The sequence below is a fragment of the Fictibacillus halophilus genome (assembly GCF_016401385.1).
GTDB lineage: Bacteria > Bacillota > Bacilli > Bacillales > Fictibacillaceae > Fictibacillus > Fictibacillus halophilus.
In genome coordinates this window covers 3,161,785-3,181,485 of sequence record NZ_JAEACF010000001.1, presented here as the reverse complement: position 1 = coordinate 3,181,485, position 19,701 = coordinate 3,161,785, and the positions used below count along the sequence as shown (strand labels likewise).

At 43.0% G+C, this 19,701-nt stretch carries 18 protein-coding genes; 15 read left to right on the top strand and 3 right to left on the bottom strand.

All coding sequences use genetic code 11. The features are described from left to right. Window positions 1-93: 93 nt before the first annotated feature. The 3 genes from I5J82_RS16240 to I5J82_RS20405 all read left to right on the top strand — a co-directional run bounded on the left by I5J82_RS16240 (window position 94) and on the right by I5J82_RS20405 (window position 2,848). On the top strand, window positions 94-1,833 hold the full coding sequence (locus tag I5J82_RS16240; protein ID WP_198768712.1) for a PAS domain S-box protein: 1,740 nt from the start codon (window positions 94-96) through the stop codon (window positions 1,831-1,833). 162 nt (window positions 1,834-1,995) lie between these two features. Then, window positions 1,996-2,451 (top strand): GAF domain-containing protein, encoded by a 456-nt coding sequence (locus I5J82_RS20410; RefSeq protein ID WP_233096512.1) that lies wholly within the window; start codon window positions 1,996-1,998, stop codon window positions 2,449-2,451. Next, a complete protein-coding gene (locus I5J82_RS20405) occupies window positions 2,435-2,848 on the top strand; it encodes an STAS domain-containing protein (RefSeq protein ID WP_233096511.1) in 414 nt (137 codons plus the stop codon). Before I5J82_RS20410 ends, I5J82_RS20405 begins: the two co-directional genes overlap by 17 nt. Before the next feature lie 225 nt (window positions 2,849-3,073). Here the strand turns inward: I5J82_RS20405 and I5J82_RS16230 are convergent, their stop codons facing one another. After that, window positions 3,074-4,087, bottom strand: coding sequence for an NADP-dependent oxidoreductase (locus tag I5J82_RS16230; protein ID WP_233096510.1), 1,014 nt, complete (start codon window positions 4,085-4,087; stop codon window positions 3,074-3,076). A gap of 220 nt (window positions 4,088-4,307) precedes the next feature. Here I5J82_RS16230 and I5J82_RS16225 point away from each other — a divergent pair, with 220 nt between their 5' ends. From I5J82_RS16225 to I5J82_RS16205, 5 genes are all read left to right on the top strand, one after another. Next, on the top strand, window positions 4,308-4,748 hold the full coding sequence (locus I5J82_RS16225; protein ID WP_198768711.1) for a YwiB family protein: 441 nt from the start codon (window positions 4,308-4,310) through the stop codon (window positions 4,746-4,748). Beyond that, the gene (gene argS / locus I5J82_RS16220; RefSeq protein WP_198768710.1) at window positions 4,745-6,415 is read left to right on the top strand and encodes an arginine--tRNA ligase; all 1,671 of its coding nucleotides are present in this window, start codon (window positions 4,745-4,747) and stop codon (window positions 6,413-6,415) included. The genes I5J82_RS16225 and argS overlap by 4 nt, the downstream gene beginning before the upstream one ends. 238 nt (window positions 6,416-6,653) lie before the next feature. After that, entirely contained in the window at window positions 6,654-7,220 is a 567-nt protein-coding gene (locus I5J82_RS16215) for a DinB family protein (protein WP_198768709.1), read from the top strand. A gap of 89 nt (window positions 7,221-7,309) precedes the next feature. Further along, window positions 7,310-7,480, top strand: coding sequence for a DUF1427 family protein (locus I5J82_RS16210; protein WP_066399082.1), 171 nt, complete (start codon window positions 7,310-7,312; stop codon window positions 7,478-7,480). Window positions 7,481-7,487: 7 nt separating this feature from the next. Beyond that, window positions 7,488-8,261, top strand: a complete 774-nt coding sequence (locus tag I5J82_RS16205; protein ID WP_198768708.1) for an alpha/beta fold hydrolase — start codon at window positions 7,488-7,490, stop codon at window positions 8,259-8,261. Here the strand turns inward: I5J82_RS16205 and uvsE are convergent. Beyond that, complete coding sequence (gene uvsE / locus I5J82_RS16200; RefSeq protein WP_198768707.1) at window positions 8,254-9,210, bottom strand: UV DNA damage repair endonuclease UvsE; 957 nt, start codon at window positions 9,208-9,210, stop codon at window positions 8,254-8,256. The two genes, I5J82_RS16205 and uvsE, sit on opposite strands and share 8 nt — an antisense overlap. Window positions 9,211-9,579: 369 nt before the next feature. After that, window positions 9,580-10,767, bottom strand: a complete 1,188-nt coding sequence (cls, locus tag I5J82_RS16195) for a cardiolipin synthase (RefSeq protein WP_198768706.1) — start codon at window positions 10,765-10,767, stop codon at window positions 9,580-9,582. Window positions 10,768-10,970: 203 nt separating this feature from the next. Between cls and I5J82_RS16190 the strand changes: the two genes are divergently transcribed. The 7 genes from I5J82_RS16190 (at window position 10,971) to I5J82_RS16160 (ending at window position 19,688) form a co-directional block, all read left to right on the top strand. Beyond that, on the top strand, window positions 10,971-13,103 hold the full coding sequence (locus tag I5J82_RS16190) for a (Fe-S)-binding protein (protein ID WP_198768705.1): 2,133 nt from the start codon (window positions 10,971-10,973) through the stop codon (window positions 13,101-13,103). A gap of 157 nt (window positions 13,104-13,260) precedes the next feature. Beyond that, complete coding sequence (locus I5J82_RS16185) at window positions 13,261-14,445, top strand: acetyl-CoA C-acetyltransferase (protein WP_198768704.1); 1,185 nt, start codon at window positions 13,261-13,263, stop codon at window positions 14,443-14,445. Window positions 14,446-14,461: 16 nt separating this feature from the next. Continuing rightward, window positions 14,462-15,316: a 3-hydroxybutyryl-CoA dehydrogenase gene (locus I5J82_RS16180; protein WP_198768703.1), complete on the top strand. Its 855-nt coding sequence runs from the start codon at window positions 14,462-14,464 to the stop codon at window positions 15,314-15,316. 165 nt (window positions 15,317-15,481) lie between these two features. Then, a complete protein-coding gene (locus I5J82_RS16175; RefSeq protein WP_198768702.1) occupies window positions 15,482-16,621 on the top strand; it encodes an acyl-CoA dehydrogenase in 1,140 nt (379 codons plus the stop codon). A 15-nt stretch (window positions 16,622-16,636) separates the two neighbouring features. Continuing rightward, on the top strand, window positions 16,637-17,779 hold the full coding sequence (locus I5J82_RS16170; protein ID WP_066399058.1) for an acyl-CoA dehydrogenase: 1,143 nt from the start codon (window positions 16,637-16,639) through the stop codon (window positions 17,777-17,779). 318 nt (window positions 17,780-18,097) lie between these two features. After that, window positions 18,098-19,054 (top strand): methylmalonyl Co-A mutase-associated GTPase MeaB, encoded by a 957-nt coding sequence (gene meaB / locus I5J82_RS16165; protein WP_198768701.1) that lies wholly within the window; start codon window positions 18,098-18,100, stop codon window positions 19,052-19,054. 10 nt (window positions 19,055-19,064) lie between these two features. Continuing rightward, window positions 19,065-19,688 carry a TetR/AcrR family transcriptional regulator gene (locus tag I5J82_RS16160; RefSeq protein WP_198768700.1) on the top strand — a complete coding sequence of 208 codons (624 nt, stop codon included), beginning with the start codon at window positions 19,065-19,067 and terminating at the stop codon, window positions 19,686-19,688. Window positions 19,689-19,701: the final 13 nt, after the last annotated feature.

The following is a 19,701-nucleotide window of genomic DNA, read 5'->3' as shown; positions in this document are numbered from 1 at the left end:
TTTAGCTAAATTTGTCGAATTTTGTTATATCATTAAGTCTTTTTTGCTATAGTTACAGTAGAGAATTAGATGGATAAAGGGGGGACAAATGGAATGACAGCGATTTCAGTAGAGATGGAATATTTTCAAACGTTTATTGATCAGCTTTCTGAAGCGGTTGTGGTTGTAGATCAGAATGAAGTATTAACAGCAGTGAATCAACATTTTTTAAACCTGACAGATCAGGCAGCTTTTGAAACAGGAAAGTCAGTGAATGAAGTGCTTTTACGTCATTCAGATGGTGAAGAAGGAACATTGCTTGCTGAGAATGGTTTTATTTCGGTAAAAGTGAGTGAAGGAACGTTGCCGTTTGTTGAGAGTTCTTTACGCTATTATATCTTGAAAGAACTGCCGGCTGTCGTTCATTCTTGTCAGGAACCTCTTATGAAAACGTTAATGAACATCGTTCCGGATTTTATTGGCATTAAAGACGGAGATGGGCGCTTTGTGTTTGCAAATGAATTCGTAGGTGAACTATTTGAACTGCCTGGATTTGATTTTACTGGGAAGACTGATGCCGACTTAGCGGAGATCACGCCTGACTTTCGTGATGTTTTTCAATATTGTATCGAGACGGATGAACAAGTGTGGCAAGCAAAAGAGATTGTTCGGTGTGAAGAATTCGTGCCTGCGCAAGACGGCAGCACACGTTTTTTTGATGTTTATAAAATTCCAGTGTTTCACCCAGATGGATCTAGAAAGAACTTGCTTGTATTCGGTCGGGAGGTAACGGAAAAGATCGAGTCCCGACAGCTGTTAGAAGAGAGTGAAGCGAGGTACAGGCTGCTCGCTGAAAACGCGATGGATATGATCACAACACATAAAGCAGATGGTTCATTTACGTACATTTCACCTGCCTCTTATGCGTTATTAGGGAAAAGACCTGAAGAAATTTTAGGAGATACAGGCTATGGAATGCTTCATCCGGATGATGAAGAGATTTCAAGAAAAGCACATGAAGATTTAATTTCAGGACCATGTACGAAAACTGTTCCATTTCGATTACAGCATAAAGACGGCCATTATGTGTGGCTCGAAACATCGTGTAAAAGCATCACGGACGATACAGGAAAAGTAGTCGAGATTATTGGAGTTACGCGTGACATCTCTGATCGAAAAAAATCAGAAGATATGCTTCGACAGTCTGACAAACTTTCCATCGTTGGTCAGCTAGCGGCTTCGGTTGCTCATGAAATCCGAAATCCGCTAACCTCGCTAAAAGGATTTATTCAGTTTTTACATGATAGCAAAGAGATTGATCCTTCCAACTATTACAGCATTATGGATAAAGAACTGGACCGCATCGATCAGATCATGGGACAGCTGTTATTGTTGGCAAAGCCCCAAGTCCGAACGTATAAAAAGACATGTTTGAACGAGATTGTGGAATTTGTAGAAATCCTTTTACAGCCTGAAGCTCTCCGACAAAATGTTCAGATCAAGAAGGAAATGTCCGAAGATTTACTATGGATTCATGCTGAGGAAAACGAACTGAAGCAAGTTTTGATCAATCTCTTGAAGAATGCGATCGACTCTATGGTGAATGGCGGAGAGATTGTGATTAGAGGAGAACAGATCGACGAAAACATTCACGTGTCAGTCAAGGATCAAGGCTGTGGTATTCCAGCAGAGCGAATTCAAAAAATGTGCGAACCTTTTTACACAACAAAAGAAAAGGGTACTGGATTAGGGCTGATGATCAGTTCGAAAATCATGAAAGAGCATAATGGGAAATTACATTTTACAAGTATAGAAGGTCAGGGCACGACTGTCTCTATGATCTTACCTGTTTAATCGGCGAGCTGGCTTTATTAAGGAGTCAGCTTATTTTTATTTTGAAATTTCTCATTACTCTATTCATTAACTTTTTTATTTTTTTAATTATCCAAAAATTATAACTTTTAAATGATATACTTATCTCAAGCAAAATGTGCTTTTATTAAGGGAGGGAAGATAATGGCTGATGATTACGAGAATGAGATTACTAATTATTATTCGTTGAAGTCTGTTTCCCGCAAAATGTTTGACTTAATTAGTAAACAACTGAATGTCAAAACTACATATGTAACAAGAAAGGGAAAGAGAGCGATTACTGTCCTAAGCTCTTTTAATGAGGATGAGGAGATTATTACGGAGGGTTACAGTGTAGAATATGGAGAAACGTACTGCCGGTTAATTATAACGAACGAAGGCAGTACAATGAAGACAAAAAACTTAATGACTGATTCAAGAACACGGGAGTTAGAGGTAACAGGTGAACTTAAGATCAAAGGATTCTTAGGCGTTACACTAAAAGATCTAAAAGGGAATGTATTTGGAACGCTTTGTGTGATGGATCGAAAGGAAAGAGAGTTTTCGGAAGATGATGTAAACTATCTTCACTCCATAGCAGGTATTGTCTCATATCATTGAACTGGATGAAACGAAACATCATATGGGATTCTTGAGTGTCCCGATCATTCCACTTACAGATGGGGTTTCCATCCTTTCCCTGCAAGGTATTGTAGATGAGGTCCGCTCAGAACAAATAATTAGTGATGTCCTACATAATGCAGCAGAAAGTGATATTGATTTCTTTATCATAGATTTATCAAAACTATATATTCAGGATAACCGTTTTCCAAAAGAGTTGTTTACGTTGATCAATGCCCTTTATTTAATAGGAGTAAGAACAATCATTACTGGAGTGACTCCAGCGTTTGCTCATGAGCAAGTCGATCATTTTGATTTAACGAATGCGAAAACAAAGTATGTGAACAATATTCAATCAGCATTGGATTATATCGGCTATCATTTAATAGAAAAATAAAGTTATGATACAGACGATTAGTCTGTTTATAGAGGACCAGATTTCTTATAAGGAGTCGGTCTTTTTTCATTTAAAAAATCCCTGTAATTGTTTATATCTGCGTTATCTATCTTTTCTTGTAGAATGATAATTTTTGAAATGTTTCCAAGAGCAACATGCTATTTTATAAAAAAGAGCTTTCCACCTATAAAGGGTGAAAAGCCATAAAAGTTTGAATAAAAAATTTTACACATTCTCCGGCTCAGCTACTTTTACTAGCTGCTTTCCTGTATTTTCACCGGAAAACAGTCCTAAGAACGCATCAATTGTATTTTCAAAGCCATCAATGATATTTTCGCTATAAGAAATCTTACCTTCTTTTACCCATTTTGCAAGTTCAATCGCGCCTTCTTCAAAATGAGCCGCATAATCGCTCACGATGAAACCTTTCATCAGCGCACTGTTGATCAGAATCTGACTTTGCATGCGTGGACCAACATCTGCTTTTTCAAGGTTATATAGTGCGATCTGACCACAAACAGGGATACGAGCGCCTTTGTTGATGAGTGCCAACACGCTATCAGAGATCTCACCGCCGACGTTATCAAAATAAACATCAACACCGTCTGGACAAGCAGCTTTTAATGCTTCATACACATTTTCCGTCTTGTAGTTGATCGCAGCATCAAACCCTAATTCGTCTTTCAAGTAGGAGATTTTTTCATCTGAACCTGCGATTCCGACAACACGTGCACCTTTAATCTTAGCGATTTGGCCAACAATCGTACCAACAGCGCCAGCTGCACCACTGACAACAACGGTTTCGCCTTCTTGTGGGTTACCGATATCAAGCAAGCCGAAATATGCGGTTAAGCCCGTCATGCCTAACACACCTAAGTTTGCAGTGAGTGGAGCAAGAGATGGATCTAATTTACGAACTTCAGCATCGCTTGCTACGTTGTATTTTTGCCATGCTAAATTACCGATCACAAAGTCGCCTTCTGCCAGTTCGCCTGAACGAGATTCAACAACTTGTCCAACGATTCCACCAGAGATCGGTTCGTTCAACTGAAATGGAGGCACGTAAGATTTACGATCACTCATGCGTCCTCTCATGTACGGATCTACAGATAGATAAATCGTTTTTAAAAGTACCTGATTGCTTTCTAGTGCAGGGGTCGAAGTTTCCTCAAAGCGAAAATCGCTTTTTTGCGGAGCGCCTTTTGGACGATTCACGAGTAAAATTCTTTCGTTTTTCATTAAGATCCTCCTCATTTCTATTTGTTCTTCTCGAGTGTATAATACGTCATTCACTACCTTCATTCCAAATCATCCACTCATGAAAACGTGTTTTTAGGATAAATTTACCTAATTAGAACATGAATTTTTAAAAAGATACCCATAAGGTTGAAGGGAAGCAGTGAAATCTTTTATAATAGGTAAGTTAAAGAGGTACATCAAAAAAGGAAGTGTTGTTCGCATGGATCAAGATACGGAATTGTCTGTTGCGCTTTCGATAAGTTCAGAAGTACATTTTAGCGGTGAACAAGAGAAGCATTTCACCGAGACAGAAGGTAAGCTCTATAAACGGGGGGACGTCACCTATCTTCAGTATAAGGAAGAGATAGAAGGTGCAGGTTCTGTCAATAATGTGATTAAGATTACGCATGCTGGTATTCTGATTATCCGCTCAGGCAGTGTATCTATGAAACAGAAATATTTAATCGGCCAGACGACAAAAGGCATGTACGACAGCCCATATGGCCAGCTTTGGATGGAAACGACTACACACGAAATGAATTTCCGCTGGAATCAGCAAAAACAGACGGGAGATCTAAGTCTCGCTTATGAGCTGGTTCTGCAGGGTGAACATACAGGAACACATCGAATCAAGATTAATTTTCAGGAGGCAAAAGCATGAATATCCTTGACCAAGTCAAGCAGCTGTTAAAAGAAGAGATCGAAGAAGCAGTCGTAAAAGCGGGACTCGCTAAAAAAGAAGAATTGCCTGCAGTCGTTCTTGAAGTACCGAAAGATAAAGCGAATGGTGACTTCGCGACAAACATGGCGATGCAATTAGCACGTGTCGCAAAAAAAGCACCTCGCATGATCGCAGACGATCTTGTAGCGAATTTTGATAAAAGTAAAGCATCTATCGCAAAAGTTGAGATCGCAGGTCCTGGTTTCATTAACTTTTACATGGATAACTCTTATTTAACAGAGCTTGTACCGACTGTTTTAAAAGCGGGCAAGGATTACGGACGTACTGAGCATGGCGGCGGTAAAAAAGTTCAAGTCGAGTTCGTATCTGCGAACCCTACAGGCACGCTTCACTTAGGACATGCACGTGGTGCGGCTGTTGGTGACACGATCTGTAATATTTTAGACTATGCAGGCTATAACGTTTCTCGTGAGTTCTACATCAATGATGCTGGAAATCAGATCAACAACTTAGCTACGTCGATCGAAGCTCGTTATTTCCAAGCGCTAGGCAAGGATAAAGAGATGCCTGAAGATGGTTATCACGGAGCGGATATTATCGAGTTTGGTAAGGACCTTGCTGAGGAGTACGGCGATTCTTGGTTAGATAAAGACGAGAGCGAGCGTGTAAGCTTTTTCCGTGAATACGGTCTTACGCGAGAGCTTGAGAAACTAAAAGCAGATCTTGCTGAATTCCGTGTAGATTTTGACGTATGGTTCTCTGAAACTTCTCTTTATAAAAACGGAAAAATTGATGCAGCACTCCAAAAGTTAAAAGCTAAAGGTGTTGTTTATGAAGAAGAAGGTGCGACGTGGTTCCGTACGACAGATTATGATGATGACAAGAACCGTGTACTCATCAAGAACGACGGATCTTACACATATTTAACGCCAGATATCGCGTATCATAACGACAAATTTGAACGTGGTTTTGAAAAGCTGATCAACATTTGGGGCGCTGACCATCATGGATACATCCCTCGTATGAAAGCGGCGATTCAAGCTCTAGGTTATGACAAAGAACAACTCGATGTTATGATCATCCAGCTTGTTTCTCTTTTCCAAAACGGTGAAAAAGTGCGTATGAGTAAGCGTACGGGTAAAGCTGTAACACTGCGTGAACTGATGGAAGAAGTGGGCATCGACGCGACTCGTTATTTCTTTGCGATGCGTTCTAACGATACTCACCTTGATTTTGACATGGACTTAGCTGTTTCAAAATCGAACGAAAACCCTGTGTTCTACGTACAATACGCACATGCGCGCGTATGCAGCATGCTTCGTCAAGGGGAAGAAATGGGTCTTTCTTATGAGGGAGACGTGGATCTTTCTCAGATTGATTCTGAAAAAGAATTCGAGCTGTTAAAGAAAATTGGGGAATTCCCTGCTGTGATTAATGAAGCAGCAGAAAAACTTTTGACGCATCGTGTAACGAACTATGTGTTCGAGCTGGCTTCCGCTCTTCATAGCTTCTATAACGCTGAGCGTGTACTGGATCCTGAAAACAAAACAAAATCACAAGCGCGCTATGCCTTGATGAAAGCAACTCAAGTAACGATTGAGAATGCATTGAACATCATCGGTGTAGAAGCACCAGAGCGTATGTAATATATAGGGAAAACCTGTCTGCGGACAGGTTTTTTCTTTTTGGAATAAGTTTGTGAGCGTGGTTTCTTTGGTTTGTGAGCGATTCTAGGGATTTGTGAACGATTCGAGAGGTTTATTAGCGATTCCAAAAACTTCTGCTCGATCCCCCATAATTCACGTTCCTAGCAAATCAAAAAAGGGATTTCCAAGCTTTTCTTGAATTCTATTGAAGCACAAGAATGCTTAGGAGGTTCATAAAATGACATCATCCAACAAAAGCCCTTTTGTTATCGGACAGATTGAAGGATACTCGAAAGAATTTTCGAACTTGATCTCCATGATGGACTACACGAGGGAAACGACGATCTGGGACGTGCAAGATCTTTCTGTTAAAGAGCTTGATTACCGAATCAACGGAATCGGAAATTCTATCGGAATGCTGCTCGCTCATCTTGTGGCTGTAGAAAAGATTTATCAATTTATCACTTTCGAAGGAAAAGATATGCCAGAAGAGGAGATCGACCGTTATGCAGAAACACTCCAGCCTGCCCTCGATCTAGGTGAAGCAGCGACAATTATTCATGGCAATACAGCAGAATTTTATCTAGAAGACTTAAGAAAGACCCGTAAAATTACATTAAATCATTTTCAGAAGCTAGAAGATTCATGGCTCTATGAAACAACACCGTGGTGGGGCAATGAACTTGGTAACAATTATTTTAAATGGTTTCATGTGTTTGAGGATGAACTGAGTCATCGCGGTCAAATCCGTATTATTAAAAAACAGTACGAACTCGCGGCAACAAAATCTTCTGCACAATCTTGATTGCAACGAAAATAGGGATAATGTAGGGATAACATGCCATATTAATAAGAGATAGGTTTGGAAACTCGTTTGAAAGAGGGGGTACATATATGAAGTTGATCGTATTATCACTGATAACAGGCGCCCTCGTAGGCTTTGTTTTTGCCCTGTTAAAACTACCGATTCCGGCACCACCCGCATTACCTGGAATCATGGGTATCATCGGCATCTACTTAGGCTACCAAGCTTACATCTGGATGGCAGGTACTTTTCTAAAGTGAGGAAAACATGGCATTAGCCGGACTGACCTCTGAGTTACAAATCTATTATGAAAAGTTAGGAACCGGTGCTCCGATCGTTTTTTTACATCCGCCCGGTATGAGTCATCTTGTGTTCAAGTATCAAAGAGAACTAGCAACTGATTATCAGACGATCTTTCCTGATAGTAGAGGACATGGCCGATCGTCTAGCAAAGACCCTGAAACGTTTACGATATGGGACCTAGCTGATGATGTAGCCTTATTATTAGACCATTTATTAATAGAAGAAGCGTATATCTGTGGGTATTCAGCAGGTGGCTCGGTCGCACAAGCGTTTGTTCAAAAATATCCACATCGAACAAAGGGGCTTATTTTAAGTGGAGGCTTTTCTCAAGTTTCTACATTCGCACTGAAAAAGCAGTTTCAAACAGGAATAAGGCTGGCCAAGAATGCACCAGCCCTTTTAAATCAGATTCTTGTCAGCACACATTCAAATTCTCCGGAAGATCGAAAAGAAATGTTGTCTTACCATAAGCAGACAGATCCTAAAATGTGTCAACGGTTCTATCAAGAAAGCTTTTCATTTCATTGTACGGATCAACTAAAAGAGTGGCGTTTTCCGTTGTTGTTCATATATGGTGAACAAGCGGAGTATATGCACCCATATAGAAGGATTTACGCAAGAAATGTTCATCCGAAAGCAAAGTTCGTCCTCTTAAACAAAGCGCTGCATCAGCTTCCGATCAAACATTACGCAAGCTTTAATGCAGAGATTAAAAAATTTATTCCATGCCTTACATAAGGATGGTTCCACCGCTCATCCTCTTGAAGCCGCGTACCTTCTCTAGCTCAGCAACGAGTTGAAGAACGGCGCGGTCTTTTTGTTTCGCTTCAATCATTACATCCAGCTCATCTGTGTAGTTGGACATCAATTTAAAAAACGGCAGCACATAGTCCAGACTAACGAAGTCATGATGGCTTCTGTATGCTTTTTCGTCTTTTGGTGATGAAAGATGTACTTTAGGTGGTCGGCCTGTATTCTCCCAAGTTTTCACGAACCTCGGTAACAATTCCTCTAGCGAACCATCGTCATCAGGATTCGCCATGTAATGATGATAATCAAACATTAGTGGAATGCCTTCATTCTCACAGACTTCTAATGTCTCTTTTGTTGTGAACGTTTTATCGTCGTTCTCAAGAGTCATCCTCGCTTTTACGTCAGCCGGGAGAAGTTTAATATTTTCATAAAAACGTTCTATAGCAGACGGCTTATCACCATAAGCTCCGCCGATATGAATATTGATATAGCTTCGATCCTCAATGCCCATCCCTTTAAGCAGATCGAAATGATATTGCATATCTTTCACCGCGTTTAACGTCACCTCTTTACGAGGGCTCGTAAACAGCGTGTATTGGTTAGGATGCATGCTCGTTCTGATGTTGTATTTTTTCACGAGCTTTTCGATCTCTTTGCACTCTTTCTTCGTCTCCTTTAAAAAATCCCAAGCCGCTTCAGGATGGGTAGCTAAAGGAACGATTGAAGACGACATGCGGTGAAGAGGAAGTTCGTGTGCGATACAGTAATGTAAAACGCGTAGTGTGCGCTCTAGATTGTTTTTCGTGATGGCAAGCAGCTGTGCGGTGCGTTCTTTCTCATCACGTTTTTGATAAGTAGCATAAGTCATCGTTTTTGCAGGTGAGGCCTCATATAAGTTGAGAGCCGTAGATACAAATCCGAAAGATGTTAACATGTTTGGCCCCCTGTTGTGTTGTATGTTTTTTAATCATTAAATTGGTGATGAAGAATGGCTTTTTGATTGGCTTCAAAGACAGGTTGATTGAAGTGCAAGGTGCGAGACTCCTGCGGGACGAGCGGTCTGTCCGAAATGTGGAAGTGGCTCGTTCAGCTCCGACAAGCAAAAGATGAACGGGCCAAGAAGGAGTACTTTGCCTTATTGACCGTTTAACTTTTGACCTCGAGGAGCTAGCCACTGCAACTAGACAGGTGAGACCCTTAAGGGCGCAAAGCGGCAAGGGGCTCACCGCCTGCCCCGCGGAAAGCGAGCATCCTGAAACGGAAATCAACCACTTTCATATTCTACAGAGCAATTCACTTCAACTTATAGAAATGGCGATAGCACAAAACCCACCACTTCTTTTAAACGAACTTTAACGGAACTGCGCGTCTTCTTTAATCGTGCTAGCGTCAGTTTCTCAGAACGCTCGAGATCTGAATCGAGCACCTTTTTAACGGCTTGTATCTCTGATTTGTCTGTAAAGATGCAATTTAGCTCGTCGTTATAAAAAAAGCTGCGAAGATCGAAGTTAGCGGTGCCAATATCGCAGATCGTATCATCGAACATGACGATCTTGGAATGATAAAACCCTTCATGAAATTGATAGATCTCTGCACCAGCTTCCAAGAGCGGTTTAATGAAACGATAAGAAGCTTCCTGTACAAAAGGATGATCGGGGTTCATTGGAACGAGCAGCTTTACGTTGACGCCGCGATCTAGTGCTGACAAAAGCTCTCTGTTCATCTTTTTACCCGGAATAAAGTAAGGCGAACCTATAAAAATGCTTTTTTGCGCATGTTTTATTTTTTTATAAAAATACTTATAACCTGCCTGTCCTTTTGAAGGAAGAAGTAACAGCTCTTTTGCTTCTTCTTCCTTGGTAAGAGATGGAACACTTTTAGTCACCTTTTCATTCGTTGAACCGTTCCAATCGTCAACAAATAGACGCTGCAATTCGATCACAACGTTTCCATTTAATTTTAAATGATAGTCGCGCCAATCACCAAACCGTGTGACTCTGCCAATATATTCATTTCCTACGTTGTACCCGCCTAAGTATGCGATCTCGGAGTCGATAATTGTGATTTTGCGATGATTTCGGTGATTGATGCGGTACAAAAGATAAGGAAATTGAGGCTTGTTGCTATATTCAAAATGAACGCCCGCGTCTTTAAGACTGTGAACGGTCTTTTTTTTCAAACCGTAACTTCCCATGTAATCAAGCAGCAGTCTAACTTCTAAGCCTTGCTGTGCTTTTGCGATCAACTTCTTACATAGCTCTTGTCCGAGTTCGTCATCACGCAATATGTAGAACTGTATGTAGATTGTCTTCCTAGCTTCATCTATGTCAAGGAACAGTGAATCAAAAAAATGAGAACCCGTCGTTAAAAGAAGCATGTTACCTGTCGTGTTTACAGGAGGTTCTTCTTTTGCGGTCGTTTGTTTATGTCCTAAATAAAAGTCGATCCAAGTCAGAATCCCCACAGCTACAATCAACAAAACGATCCACATCTTCGTCTCCTCCTTTTCAACAAACTTTTATATAGTATACCCCCACCATATAAAACCACTAAAAATTTTTTTTGATTGGATGTTGACTGAATGCTCATTCATTTATTTTTTTATGCTATAATGAAGTCAGAAAATTAATTTCATTTAGAATTATTAAAAGAGAAAGAATTAGGGAATAGCAACATTGGAAGGGAGAGAAAGCGATGAACGGCTTAATGGTAGCAAACTGGCTTGCATTTCTTTTTGTAACCGCTTACGCACTGTTTTTATTTGCTTATGTTGTAAAAACAAGATTTGAATTCATCAAGCTCGGTAAGAAAGTGGAGTTTGATCATACGGTTCAAGAACGAATAAAAGCAGTCTTAGTGAATGTATTTGGTCAAAAGAAGCTGTTGAAAGACAAGAAGAGTGGAATTATCCATATCATGTTCTTTTATGGATTCATTCTCGTTCAGTTCGGAGCGATTGATTTTATATGGAAGGGACTCGCACCTGGATCTCATCTGCCTTTAGGTCCGCTTTATCCAGGGTTTACGTTTTTCCAAGAAATCGTAACGACGATGATCATGATCGCGGTCGTATGGGCTTTTTATAGAAGGTATGTCGAAAAGCTTGTTCGACTGAAGCGCGGATTTAAATCCGGATTGGTTCTTCTCTTCATTGGTGGCTTGATGCTCTCCGTATTGGTTGGAAACGGAGCAGAGATCATCTGGCATGGCCTTCCGTATGAGTGGACGGCACCAATTGCATCCGTAATCGCAATGGCTCTTGGTTTCTTAGGGAAAACGGGTGCTGCAGTCGTATTCTTTATCTCATGGTGGATTCACTTATTATTCTTATTAACGTTCTTAGTCTATGTTCCGCAATCAAAGCATGCTCACTTGATCGCAGGTCCACTAAACGTTTGGCTTGGCCGCAAAGATAAAGTAGGAAAGCTTTCTTCGATCAATTTTGAAGACGAGACACAAGAAGTTTTCGGTGTGAATAAAATTGAAGACTTCAATCAAAAGCAGCTTGTTGATCTCTATGCATGTGTAGAGTGTGGGCGTTGTACGAATGTTTGTCCGGCAACAGGTACTGGTAAGATGCTATCACCGATGGATATGATCGTTAAACTGCGTGACCATCTAACGGTAAAAGGAGCAGCGGTAACATCACGCACACCTTGGATGCCAGCGTTCGCTTTCTCGAACACAACAGGCAACCAGATCGCTTTTGAAGCGAGAGGGAAGGGCGCTGAGGAAACAGCTGCAACAACAGACGGATCATCTGCACTTGCTTATGATGTAGAGATGATCGGTGAAGTCATGACAGAAGAAGAGATCTGGGCATGTACAACATGCCGTAACTGTGAGGATCAGTGTCCGGTTATGAACGAACACGTAGATAAGATAATCGACATGCGCCGTTATCTTGTTCTTACTGAAGGTAAGATGGATGCAGAAGCGCAGCGTGCGATTAAAAATATCGAGAAGCAAGGTAACCCTTGGGGAATCTCGAAAAAGGAACGAGAGAACTGGCGTGAGCTGAAAGAAGATATCGTGGTTCCGACAGTAAAAGAGAAGGAAAAAGCGGGTGAAGAGTTCGAGTACCTGTTCTGGGTAAGTTCGATGGGTGCTTATGATAACCGTTCACAAAAAATCGCGCTTTCTTTAGCAAAAATCATGAATGAAGCGGGAATTACGTTTGCGATCTTAGGAAACAAAGAAAAGAACTCAGGTGATACGCCTCGTCGTCTTGGAAACGAGTTTTTATTCCAAGAGATGGCGAACGCGAACATCGAGTTGTTTGAGAAGCATGATGTTAAGAAGATCATCACGATCGACCCGCATGCGTATAACACGTTTAAGAACGAATATCCTGAGTTTGGTCTAAAAGCAGAAGTGTATCACCATACCGAGCTTTTAGCAGAGTGGATCAAAGAAGGAAGAATTAAGCCGAAGTTTGAAGTTAATGAAACGATCACGTATCACGATTCTTGTTACCTCGGCCGTTATAACGAAGTATATGAACCGCCTCGTGATATCTTAAAAGCGATTCCGGGTGTGAAGGTTGTTGAGATGGATCGCAACCGTCAGAACGGAATGTGCTGTGGAGCAGGTGGCGGAATGATGTGGATGGAAGAAAAAGCAGGTTCTCGTGTGAACGTTGCGCGTACAGAGCAAGCTCTTGCCGTAAATCCAACCATGATCGGAAGCGGATGTCCGTATTGCTTAACGATGTTGAGTGACGGAACGAAAGCGAAAGAAGTAGAAGAGCAAGTACAAACGTTAGATGTTGTTGAAATTCTAGAAAAATCGATGTTTGGCTCACAGAAACAAGAGGTTCTTCAGTAGTTAACGAGCATGTGAATAAGCTGCCTTGCGTATGAGCTGGCAGCTTCATGCTTGGAAGTTGGTCGACTGAGCGTTCGCTCGGCTTGTCTGAAACTAATTTTGTAAGCGTTAACAATAAATGTTCAGCTTCAGCATTTCAAAACAGGAGGTCTTTCACATGACAAAATCAGTAATCGTAAGCGGTGTACGTACGCCTGTCGGAAAGTTTGGCGGTGGTTTAAGTTCTCTTACAGCATCAGATTTAGGTGGAATCGCGATTAAAGAAGCGCTTCAACGAGCGAACGTTGCTCCAGAATCGGTGGATGAAGTCATTTTAGGCTGCGTTCTTCAAGGTGGGCAAGGGCAGATTCCTTCTCGTCAAGCGGCTGAAAAAGCAGGATTACCTTGGAAGACGAAAACAGAAACGATCAACAAAGTATGTGCTTCGGGACTTCGTGCGATCACCATGGCAGATCAGATCATCCGCGCGGGTGATGAAGAGGTCATCGTAGCAGGCGGAATGGAGTCGATGAGTAACGCGCCTTACATTTTACCGAAAGCGCGCTGGGGTCTTCGTATGGGAGACAGCTCAGTGAAAGATCTCATGGTCCATGATGGACTAACGTGTACGTTCACAGGTGTCCACATGGGTATCTACGGAAATGACGTAGCGAAAGAGATGGAGATCTCACGTGAACGTCAAGACGAGTGGGCGTACCGCAGTCACAGCCGTGCGATCGAATCTATTGAAAAAGGGATTTTTGCAGAAGAGATCGTTCCGGTGGAAGTGCCTCAACGAAAAGGCGAGCCGATTGTCGTGTCCCAAGATGAATCACCGCGTAAAGATACGTCTGTCGAATCTCTTGCAAAATTAAGACCTGTTTTTTCACAAGATGGAACGATTACAGCAGGAAACGCACCAGGCGTAAACGATGGTGCAGCGGCAGTAGTCGTGATGAGCGAAGAGCGTGCTGAAAAAGAAGGCAAAGAAGTGATGGCGACAATCCTTGGTCATACAGCACTTGCTGTTGAAGCGAAAGACTTCCCGAAAACGCCAGGTCTTGTCATTAATGAGCTGTTGAAGAAAACAGGAAAATCGCTTGAAGACATTGATCTTTTTGAAATAAACGAAGCATTCGCAGCAGTTGCACTAGCGAGTTCTGAGCTTGCTGGATTAGATCTTGAAAAAGTAAACGTGAACGGTGGAGCAGTCGCGTTAGGTCACCCGATTGGGGCGAGCGGCACGCGCATCGTACTAACGTTGATCCACGAGTTGAAAAGACGCGGAGGCGGACTTGGCATCGCTTCGATCTGTTCAGGCGGCGGGCAAGGTGACGCGATTCTAGTAGAAGTTAAGAAATAAAGGAGGAGCAATATTCATGAGCATTCAAAACATAATGGTGATCGGCGCAGGACAGATGGGTTCTGGAATCGCGCAAGTTTGTGCGCAAGCGGGCTATTCTGTTGTTCTGCATGACATGCAAGAAGAGTTCGTACAAAAAGGAATTGGAATCATCTCTAAAAACTTAAACCGCTCAGTGGAAAAAGGACGTCTGGACGAAAGTGAGAAAGAATCCATTCTTTCCCGCATCACAGCTTCTGTTTCTCTAGAGAACGCGTCAAATGCAGATCTTGTGATCGAAGCGGTCATAGAAAATATGGACGTGAAGACACAGCTCTTTAAGATGCTCGATCAATACGCGCCAGCTCATACGATCTTAGCGTCGAACACGTCTTCCCTTCCGATCACAGAGATCGCGGCTGCAACGAACCGACCTGAAAAAGTAATCGGCATGCACTTCATGAACCCTGTTCCTGTTATGAAACTCGTAGAAATCATCCGTGGACTTCAAACAGCGGATGACGTATACGCGACGATCGAGTCGGTATCTAAGAAGCTGCAAAAAGTACCTGTGGAAGTGAACGATTTCCCAGGTTTCATCTCGAACCGCATCCTTATGCCGATGATCAACGAAGCGATCTTCTCGGTGTATGAAGGAGTGGCAACCCCTGAAGCGGTTGATGAGATTATGAAACTCGGAATGAACCATCCGATGGGTCCGTTAACCCTAGCAGACTTCATCGGGCTCGACACGTGCCTCTACATCATGGAGACGTTGCATGAAGGCTTCGGTGATGACAAGTACCGTCCATGCCCATTGTTGAGAAAGTACGTAAAAGCCGGCTGGCTCGGCAAAAAATCAGGCAGAGGGTTCTACAACTACGGGGTCTGACCCCACACAAAGACAAAAATTCCATTTTTGTCTTTGTGGAAGAGACAGCCAATAGAGAGACAGCGATAGAGAGAGAACAAAAATCAAACCAGAGATAACAAATAGATAGAGAACTCACGGAGAGAGACACAAGTCGGCATTTCACTATAGGAATGGGGAGAGACCATGAACCTCGTATTTACAGAAGAACAAAAGATGATGCAAAAGATGGTACGGGATTTTGCGCAAAAAGAGATAGCACCGGCCATTGAGCATATGGAAGAGACAGAAGAGTTTCCGCGTCATCTGATCACGAAGATGGCGGAGCTCGGACTGATGGGAATACCGATTCCAGAAGAGTACGGCGGAGCAGGGATGGATTTTACGTCCTACATCATTGCGATCAATGAGCTTTCAAAAGTGAGCGCGACGATCGGCGTTATTTTATCCGTCCATACGAGTGTCGGAACAAATCCGATCCTTTATTTCGGGAATGAAGAACAAAAGAGAAAATACATTCCTAAGTTAGCGAGTGGAGAGTACCTTGGTGCGTTCGGATTAACAGAACCGAGCTCGGGTTCTGATGCAGCAAGCTTAAAGACAAGAGCGGTTAAAAAGGGCGATCACTACATCTTGAATGGCTCGAAGATTTTTATAACAAACGCAGGTGAAGCGGATGTGTACATCGTTTTTGCTTCAACAGAACCTGATAAAGGGAGCTACGGAATCTCGGCCTTCATCGTAGATAAAGATACACCAGGTTTTTCAGTAGGGAAGAAAGAGAAAAAAATGGGGTTGAACGGATCAAACACGTGCGAAATTATTTTCGAGGATGCACGTGTACCTGCTGAAAATCTTTTAGGGAATGAAGGCGAAGGCTTTAAAATCGCGATGAGCAACCTCGATGCGGGCAGGATCGGAATTGCTGCTCAATCACTTGGTATCGCTGAGGCTGCCTTAGAGTTTGCGACGAACTATGCAAAAGAAAGAAAACAGTTCGGTAAGCCGATCGGCGCTAACCAAGGGCTCGGATTTAAGCTTGCAGACATGGCCACTGAAGTTGAAGCGGCCAAACTTTTAACTTATCGTGCAGCAGATCTTAAGACAAACAATTTATCATGCGGAAAAGAAGCTTCGATGGCAAAGCTGTTTGCTTCTGAAACCGCGATGAAGTCAGCGATTGAAGCTGTGCAAGTTTACGGAGGGTATGGCTACACAAAAGAGTATCCGGTAGAAAGACTGTTCCGGGATGCGAAGGTGTGTCAGATCTATGAAGGAACAAGTGAGATTCAACGCATGGTATTAAGCAAACATTTACTAGGATAAGAGGGAGAGATAGAAATGCAATTTATGTTATCTGAAGAACATGAAATGATTCGTAAGATGGTGCGTGATTTTGCTAAAAATGAAGTAGAACCTACAGCAGCGGAACGTGACGAGGAAGAGCGTTTTGACCGTGCTATTTTTGACCAGATGGGTGAACTTGGCCTTTGCGGAATTCCTTGGCCAGAAGAGTACGGCGGAATTGGCGGGGATTATTTAGGCTATGTAATCGCAGTCGAAGAACTATCGCGTGTTTGTGCATCAGTCGGTGTAACACTTTCTGCACACACTTCTCTTGCAGGATGGCCGATCTTTAAGTTTGGTAACGAAGAGCAAAAGCAAAAGTTTCTTCGTCCGATGGCAGAAGGTAAGAAAATCGGAGCATACGGCTTAACAGAGCCAGGATCCGGATCAGATGCAGGAAACATGAAAACAACAGCGAAAAAAGACGGTGATGACTATATCATTAACGGCTCAAAAATCTTCATCACGAACGCCGGCGACGCTGAGATCTATGTCGTGTTTGCGCGCACGGATATTGAAGCAGGGTCAAGAGGAGTTTCTGCGTTTATCGTAGAAAAAGGAACGCCAGGCTTTTCTTTCGGTAAAAAAGAAAAGAAACTAGGCATCCGTTCATCTCCAACATTAGAGATCATTTTTGAAGATTGCCGTGTACCAGCTGAAAACCTTCTAGGAAAAGAAGGGGAAGGCTTTAAGATTGCCATGATGACGCTTGATGGTGGACGAAACGGAATCGCAGCTCAAGCGGTTGGAATCGCCCAAGGTGCACTCGATGCTTCTGTAAATTACGCAAAAGACCGCAAGCAGTTCGGTAAGCCGATTGGTGTTAACCAAGGAATCGGTTTCAAGCTTGCAGACATGGCAACAAAAGTGGAAGCAGCTCGACTATTAACCTACCAAGCGGCTTGGAGAGAGTCTGAAGGTCTTCCATACGGAAAAGAATCCGCGATGTCGAAGCTGTTTGCTGGAGATATCGCAATGGAAGTTACAACAGACGCGGTTCAAGTGTTCGGCGGATACGGCTACACGAAAGAATATCCAGTAGAACGTTACATGCGTGACGCAAAAATTACGCAGATCTACGAAGGTACACAAGAAATACAGCGTCTCGTTATTTCTAAGATGCTTTTGAAAGATTAAGAGCGTGGAGTTTTGCGACACACTGGCTAGGGAAACTCCTTGCTAAGTCAGTTATCTATGGGTGAGGTGCTCTCAAGAAGACTCTAGGCTAATCATCCCTGAAGTTGCAGGTGATGTTCTTAACAGAGTGTTGCTAAGAAAGGTTTTATAACACCTTTGCAGTTGAATGGAGCGGAAGGATGCGAGACTCCTGCGGGACAGGCGGGCAGGTGAGACACTTAATGGCGCAAAGCGGCAAGTGGCTCACCGCCTGCCCCGCGGAAAGCGAGTATCCTGGAGCGGGAATCAACTACCCCGAAAAAGTTTTAGGAGGATATTATGCATCCATTAGCACAGCGCATCCAGCAAAAAGAGGAACGTGCTCTCGCGAAAGCGATCACGCTTGCCGAAAACAACGGTGAAGACAAACTCGAGCTTTTAAAGAGCATCTACCCACAGCAAAAAGGCGCTCATTGGATCGGCATCACCGGTTCACCGGGTGCAGGGAAAAGCTCGCTCGTTAATCGTCTCATCTCTTTTTTGCGTAAAAAGAAGATGACTGTAGCGGTTGTTGCCGTTGATCCAACGAGTCCTTTTAGCGGCGGCTCAATTCTTGGAGACCGTGTGAGGATGGCTGACCATTTTACCGACCCTGGTGTTTTCATCCGAAGCATGGGGACGCGCGGCAGTCTTGGCGGCCTTTCACGGTCGACCAAAGAGACGGTAAGGCTGATGGATGCTTATGGTTTTGATGTGATTTTAATAGAGACGGTAGGAGTGGGGCAGTCTGAGCTCGACATTATGAAGCTAGCGGATTCGGTTGCGGTGGTATTGAATCCGGGTAGCGGAGATGTTGTTCAAGTGTTTAAAGCGGGAATCATGGAGATCGCGGATCTGTTCGTTGTGAACAAAGCGGATATGCCAGGGGTTCCGAAGCTTCTCGCTGAGATCGAAGCGATGCTTGACCTTGTGAAGCACGACAGCCCGTACCGCCCGCCAGTCGTTCAGACGATTTCTACTGAAAATAAAGGATTGCAAGAATTATGGGAATCTCTTCTAGCGCACCGTGAATATTTAGAGAAGAGCGGCGAAGGCAAGGAAAGAAAGCTTTCCAACCTGAAACGTGAGGTGATGGAAGTGGTTCAGCACGAAATTTATCAGCAAGTGTGGACAAACGAACAGAAAAACGGGTTCTCCTGGCTGGCCGACTTAGAATCAGGTACGACAGACCCTTATACAGCTGCAGAAGAGATTTTAACAAAACGATTGCAGCCGGCTGACGGGAAACAGAAATGAGGGAGGCCAATTGGGTAAGAAAGAAGTGCCGTCGCTCGTAAAAGACGAAAAATTGATTCAGAGACGACGGGAAGAGATGGTGAAAGCGGCGGTCTCTCTATTTAAAGAGAATGGTTTCCACCGCACGACTACCCGTGAGATCGCAAAAGCTTCTGGCTTCAGCATCGGCACACTTTACGAGTATATCCGGTCAAAAGAAGATATTCTCTATCTCGTCTGCGACAGCATATATGATGGAGTAAAGCTGAGGCTGCAGCAGGATATCAATGGGGAAGATAGCGGCATTCAAGGAGTCGAGCGTGCGATCGCGGCTTATTTTAAAGTGATGGACGATATGCAGGATGAAGTGCTTGTCATGTATCAAGAAGCAAAGTCGCTCTCTCATGAGGCTCTTCCATATGTACTCAAAAAAGAGTTAGAGATGACGGCGATCTTTGAAGAACTGCTTTTTAAAGTAGTAAAGCAAGGTGAACTGCATTTAAGCGAAAACGAGATTCCGGCAGCGGCTCACAATATTGTGATCATCGGACAGATGTGGACGTTCAGACGTTGGGCGCTGCAGAAGATCTATACATTAGAAGAGTATACACAGTTACAGCTTCAGCAATTGTTGTACGGCATTAAAGGAGCGTAAGAAAGGATGAATG

Coding starts and splice junctions, on each gene's coding strand:
- I5J82_RS16240 (WP_198768712.1), top strand. CDS start 94: ATGACAGCGATTTCAGTAGAGATGGAATATTTTCAAACGTTTATTGAT.
- I5J82_RS20410 (WP_233096512.1), top strand. CDS start 1,996: ATGGCTGATGATTACGAGAATGAGATTACTAATTATTATTCGTTGAAG.
- I5J82_RS16230 (WP_233096510.1), bottom strand. CDS start 4,087: ATGAAAAACGAAAGAATTTTACTCGTGAATCGTCCAAAAGGCGCTCCG.
- I5J82_RS16225 (WP_198768711.1), top strand. CDS start 4,308: ATGGATCAAGATACGGAATTGTCTGTTGCGCTTTCGATAAGTTCAGAA.
- argS (WP_198768710.1), top strand. CDS start 4,745: ATGAATATCCTTGACCAAGTCAAGCAGCTGTTAAAAGAAGAGATCGAA.
- I5J82_RS16215 (WP_198768709.1), top strand. CDS start 6,654: ATGACATCATCCAACAAAAGCCCTTTTGTTATCGGACAGATTGAAGGA.
- I5J82_RS16210 (WP_066399082.1), top strand. CDS start 7,310: ATGAAGTTGATCGTATTATCACTGATAACAGGCGCCCTCGTAGGCTTT.
- I5J82_RS16205 (WP_198768708.1), top strand. CDS start 7,488: ATGGCATTAGCCGGACTGACCTCTGAGTTACAAATCTATTATGAAAAG.
- uvsE (WP_198768707.1), bottom strand. CDS start 9,210: ATGTTAACATCTTTCGGATTTGTATCTACGGCTCTCAACTTATATGAG.
- cls (WP_198768706.1), bottom strand. CDS start 10,767: ATGTGGATCGTTTTGTTGATTGTAGCTGTGGGGATTCTGACTTGGATC.
- I5J82_RS16190 (WP_198768705.1), top strand. CDS start 10,971: ATGAACGGCTTAATGGTAGCAAACTGGCTTGCATTTCTTTTTGTAACC.
- I5J82_RS16185 (WP_198768704.1), top strand. CDS start 13,261: ATGACAAAATCAGTAATCGTAAGCGGTGTACGTACGCCTGTCGGAAAG.
- I5J82_RS16180 (WP_198768703.1), top strand. CDS start 14,462: ATGAGCATTCAAAACATAATGGTGATCGGCGCAGGACAGATGGGTTCT.
- I5J82_RS16175 (WP_198768702.1), top strand. CDS start 15,482: ATGAACCTCGTATTTACAGAAGAACAAAAGATGATGCAAAAGATGGTA.
- I5J82_RS16170 (WP_066399058.1), top strand. CDS start 16,637: ATGCAATTTATGTTATCTGAAGAACATGAAATGATTCGTAAGATGGTG.
- meaB (WP_198768701.1), top strand. CDS start 18,098: ATGCATCCATTAGCACAGCGCATCCAGCAAAAAGAGGAACGTGCTCTC.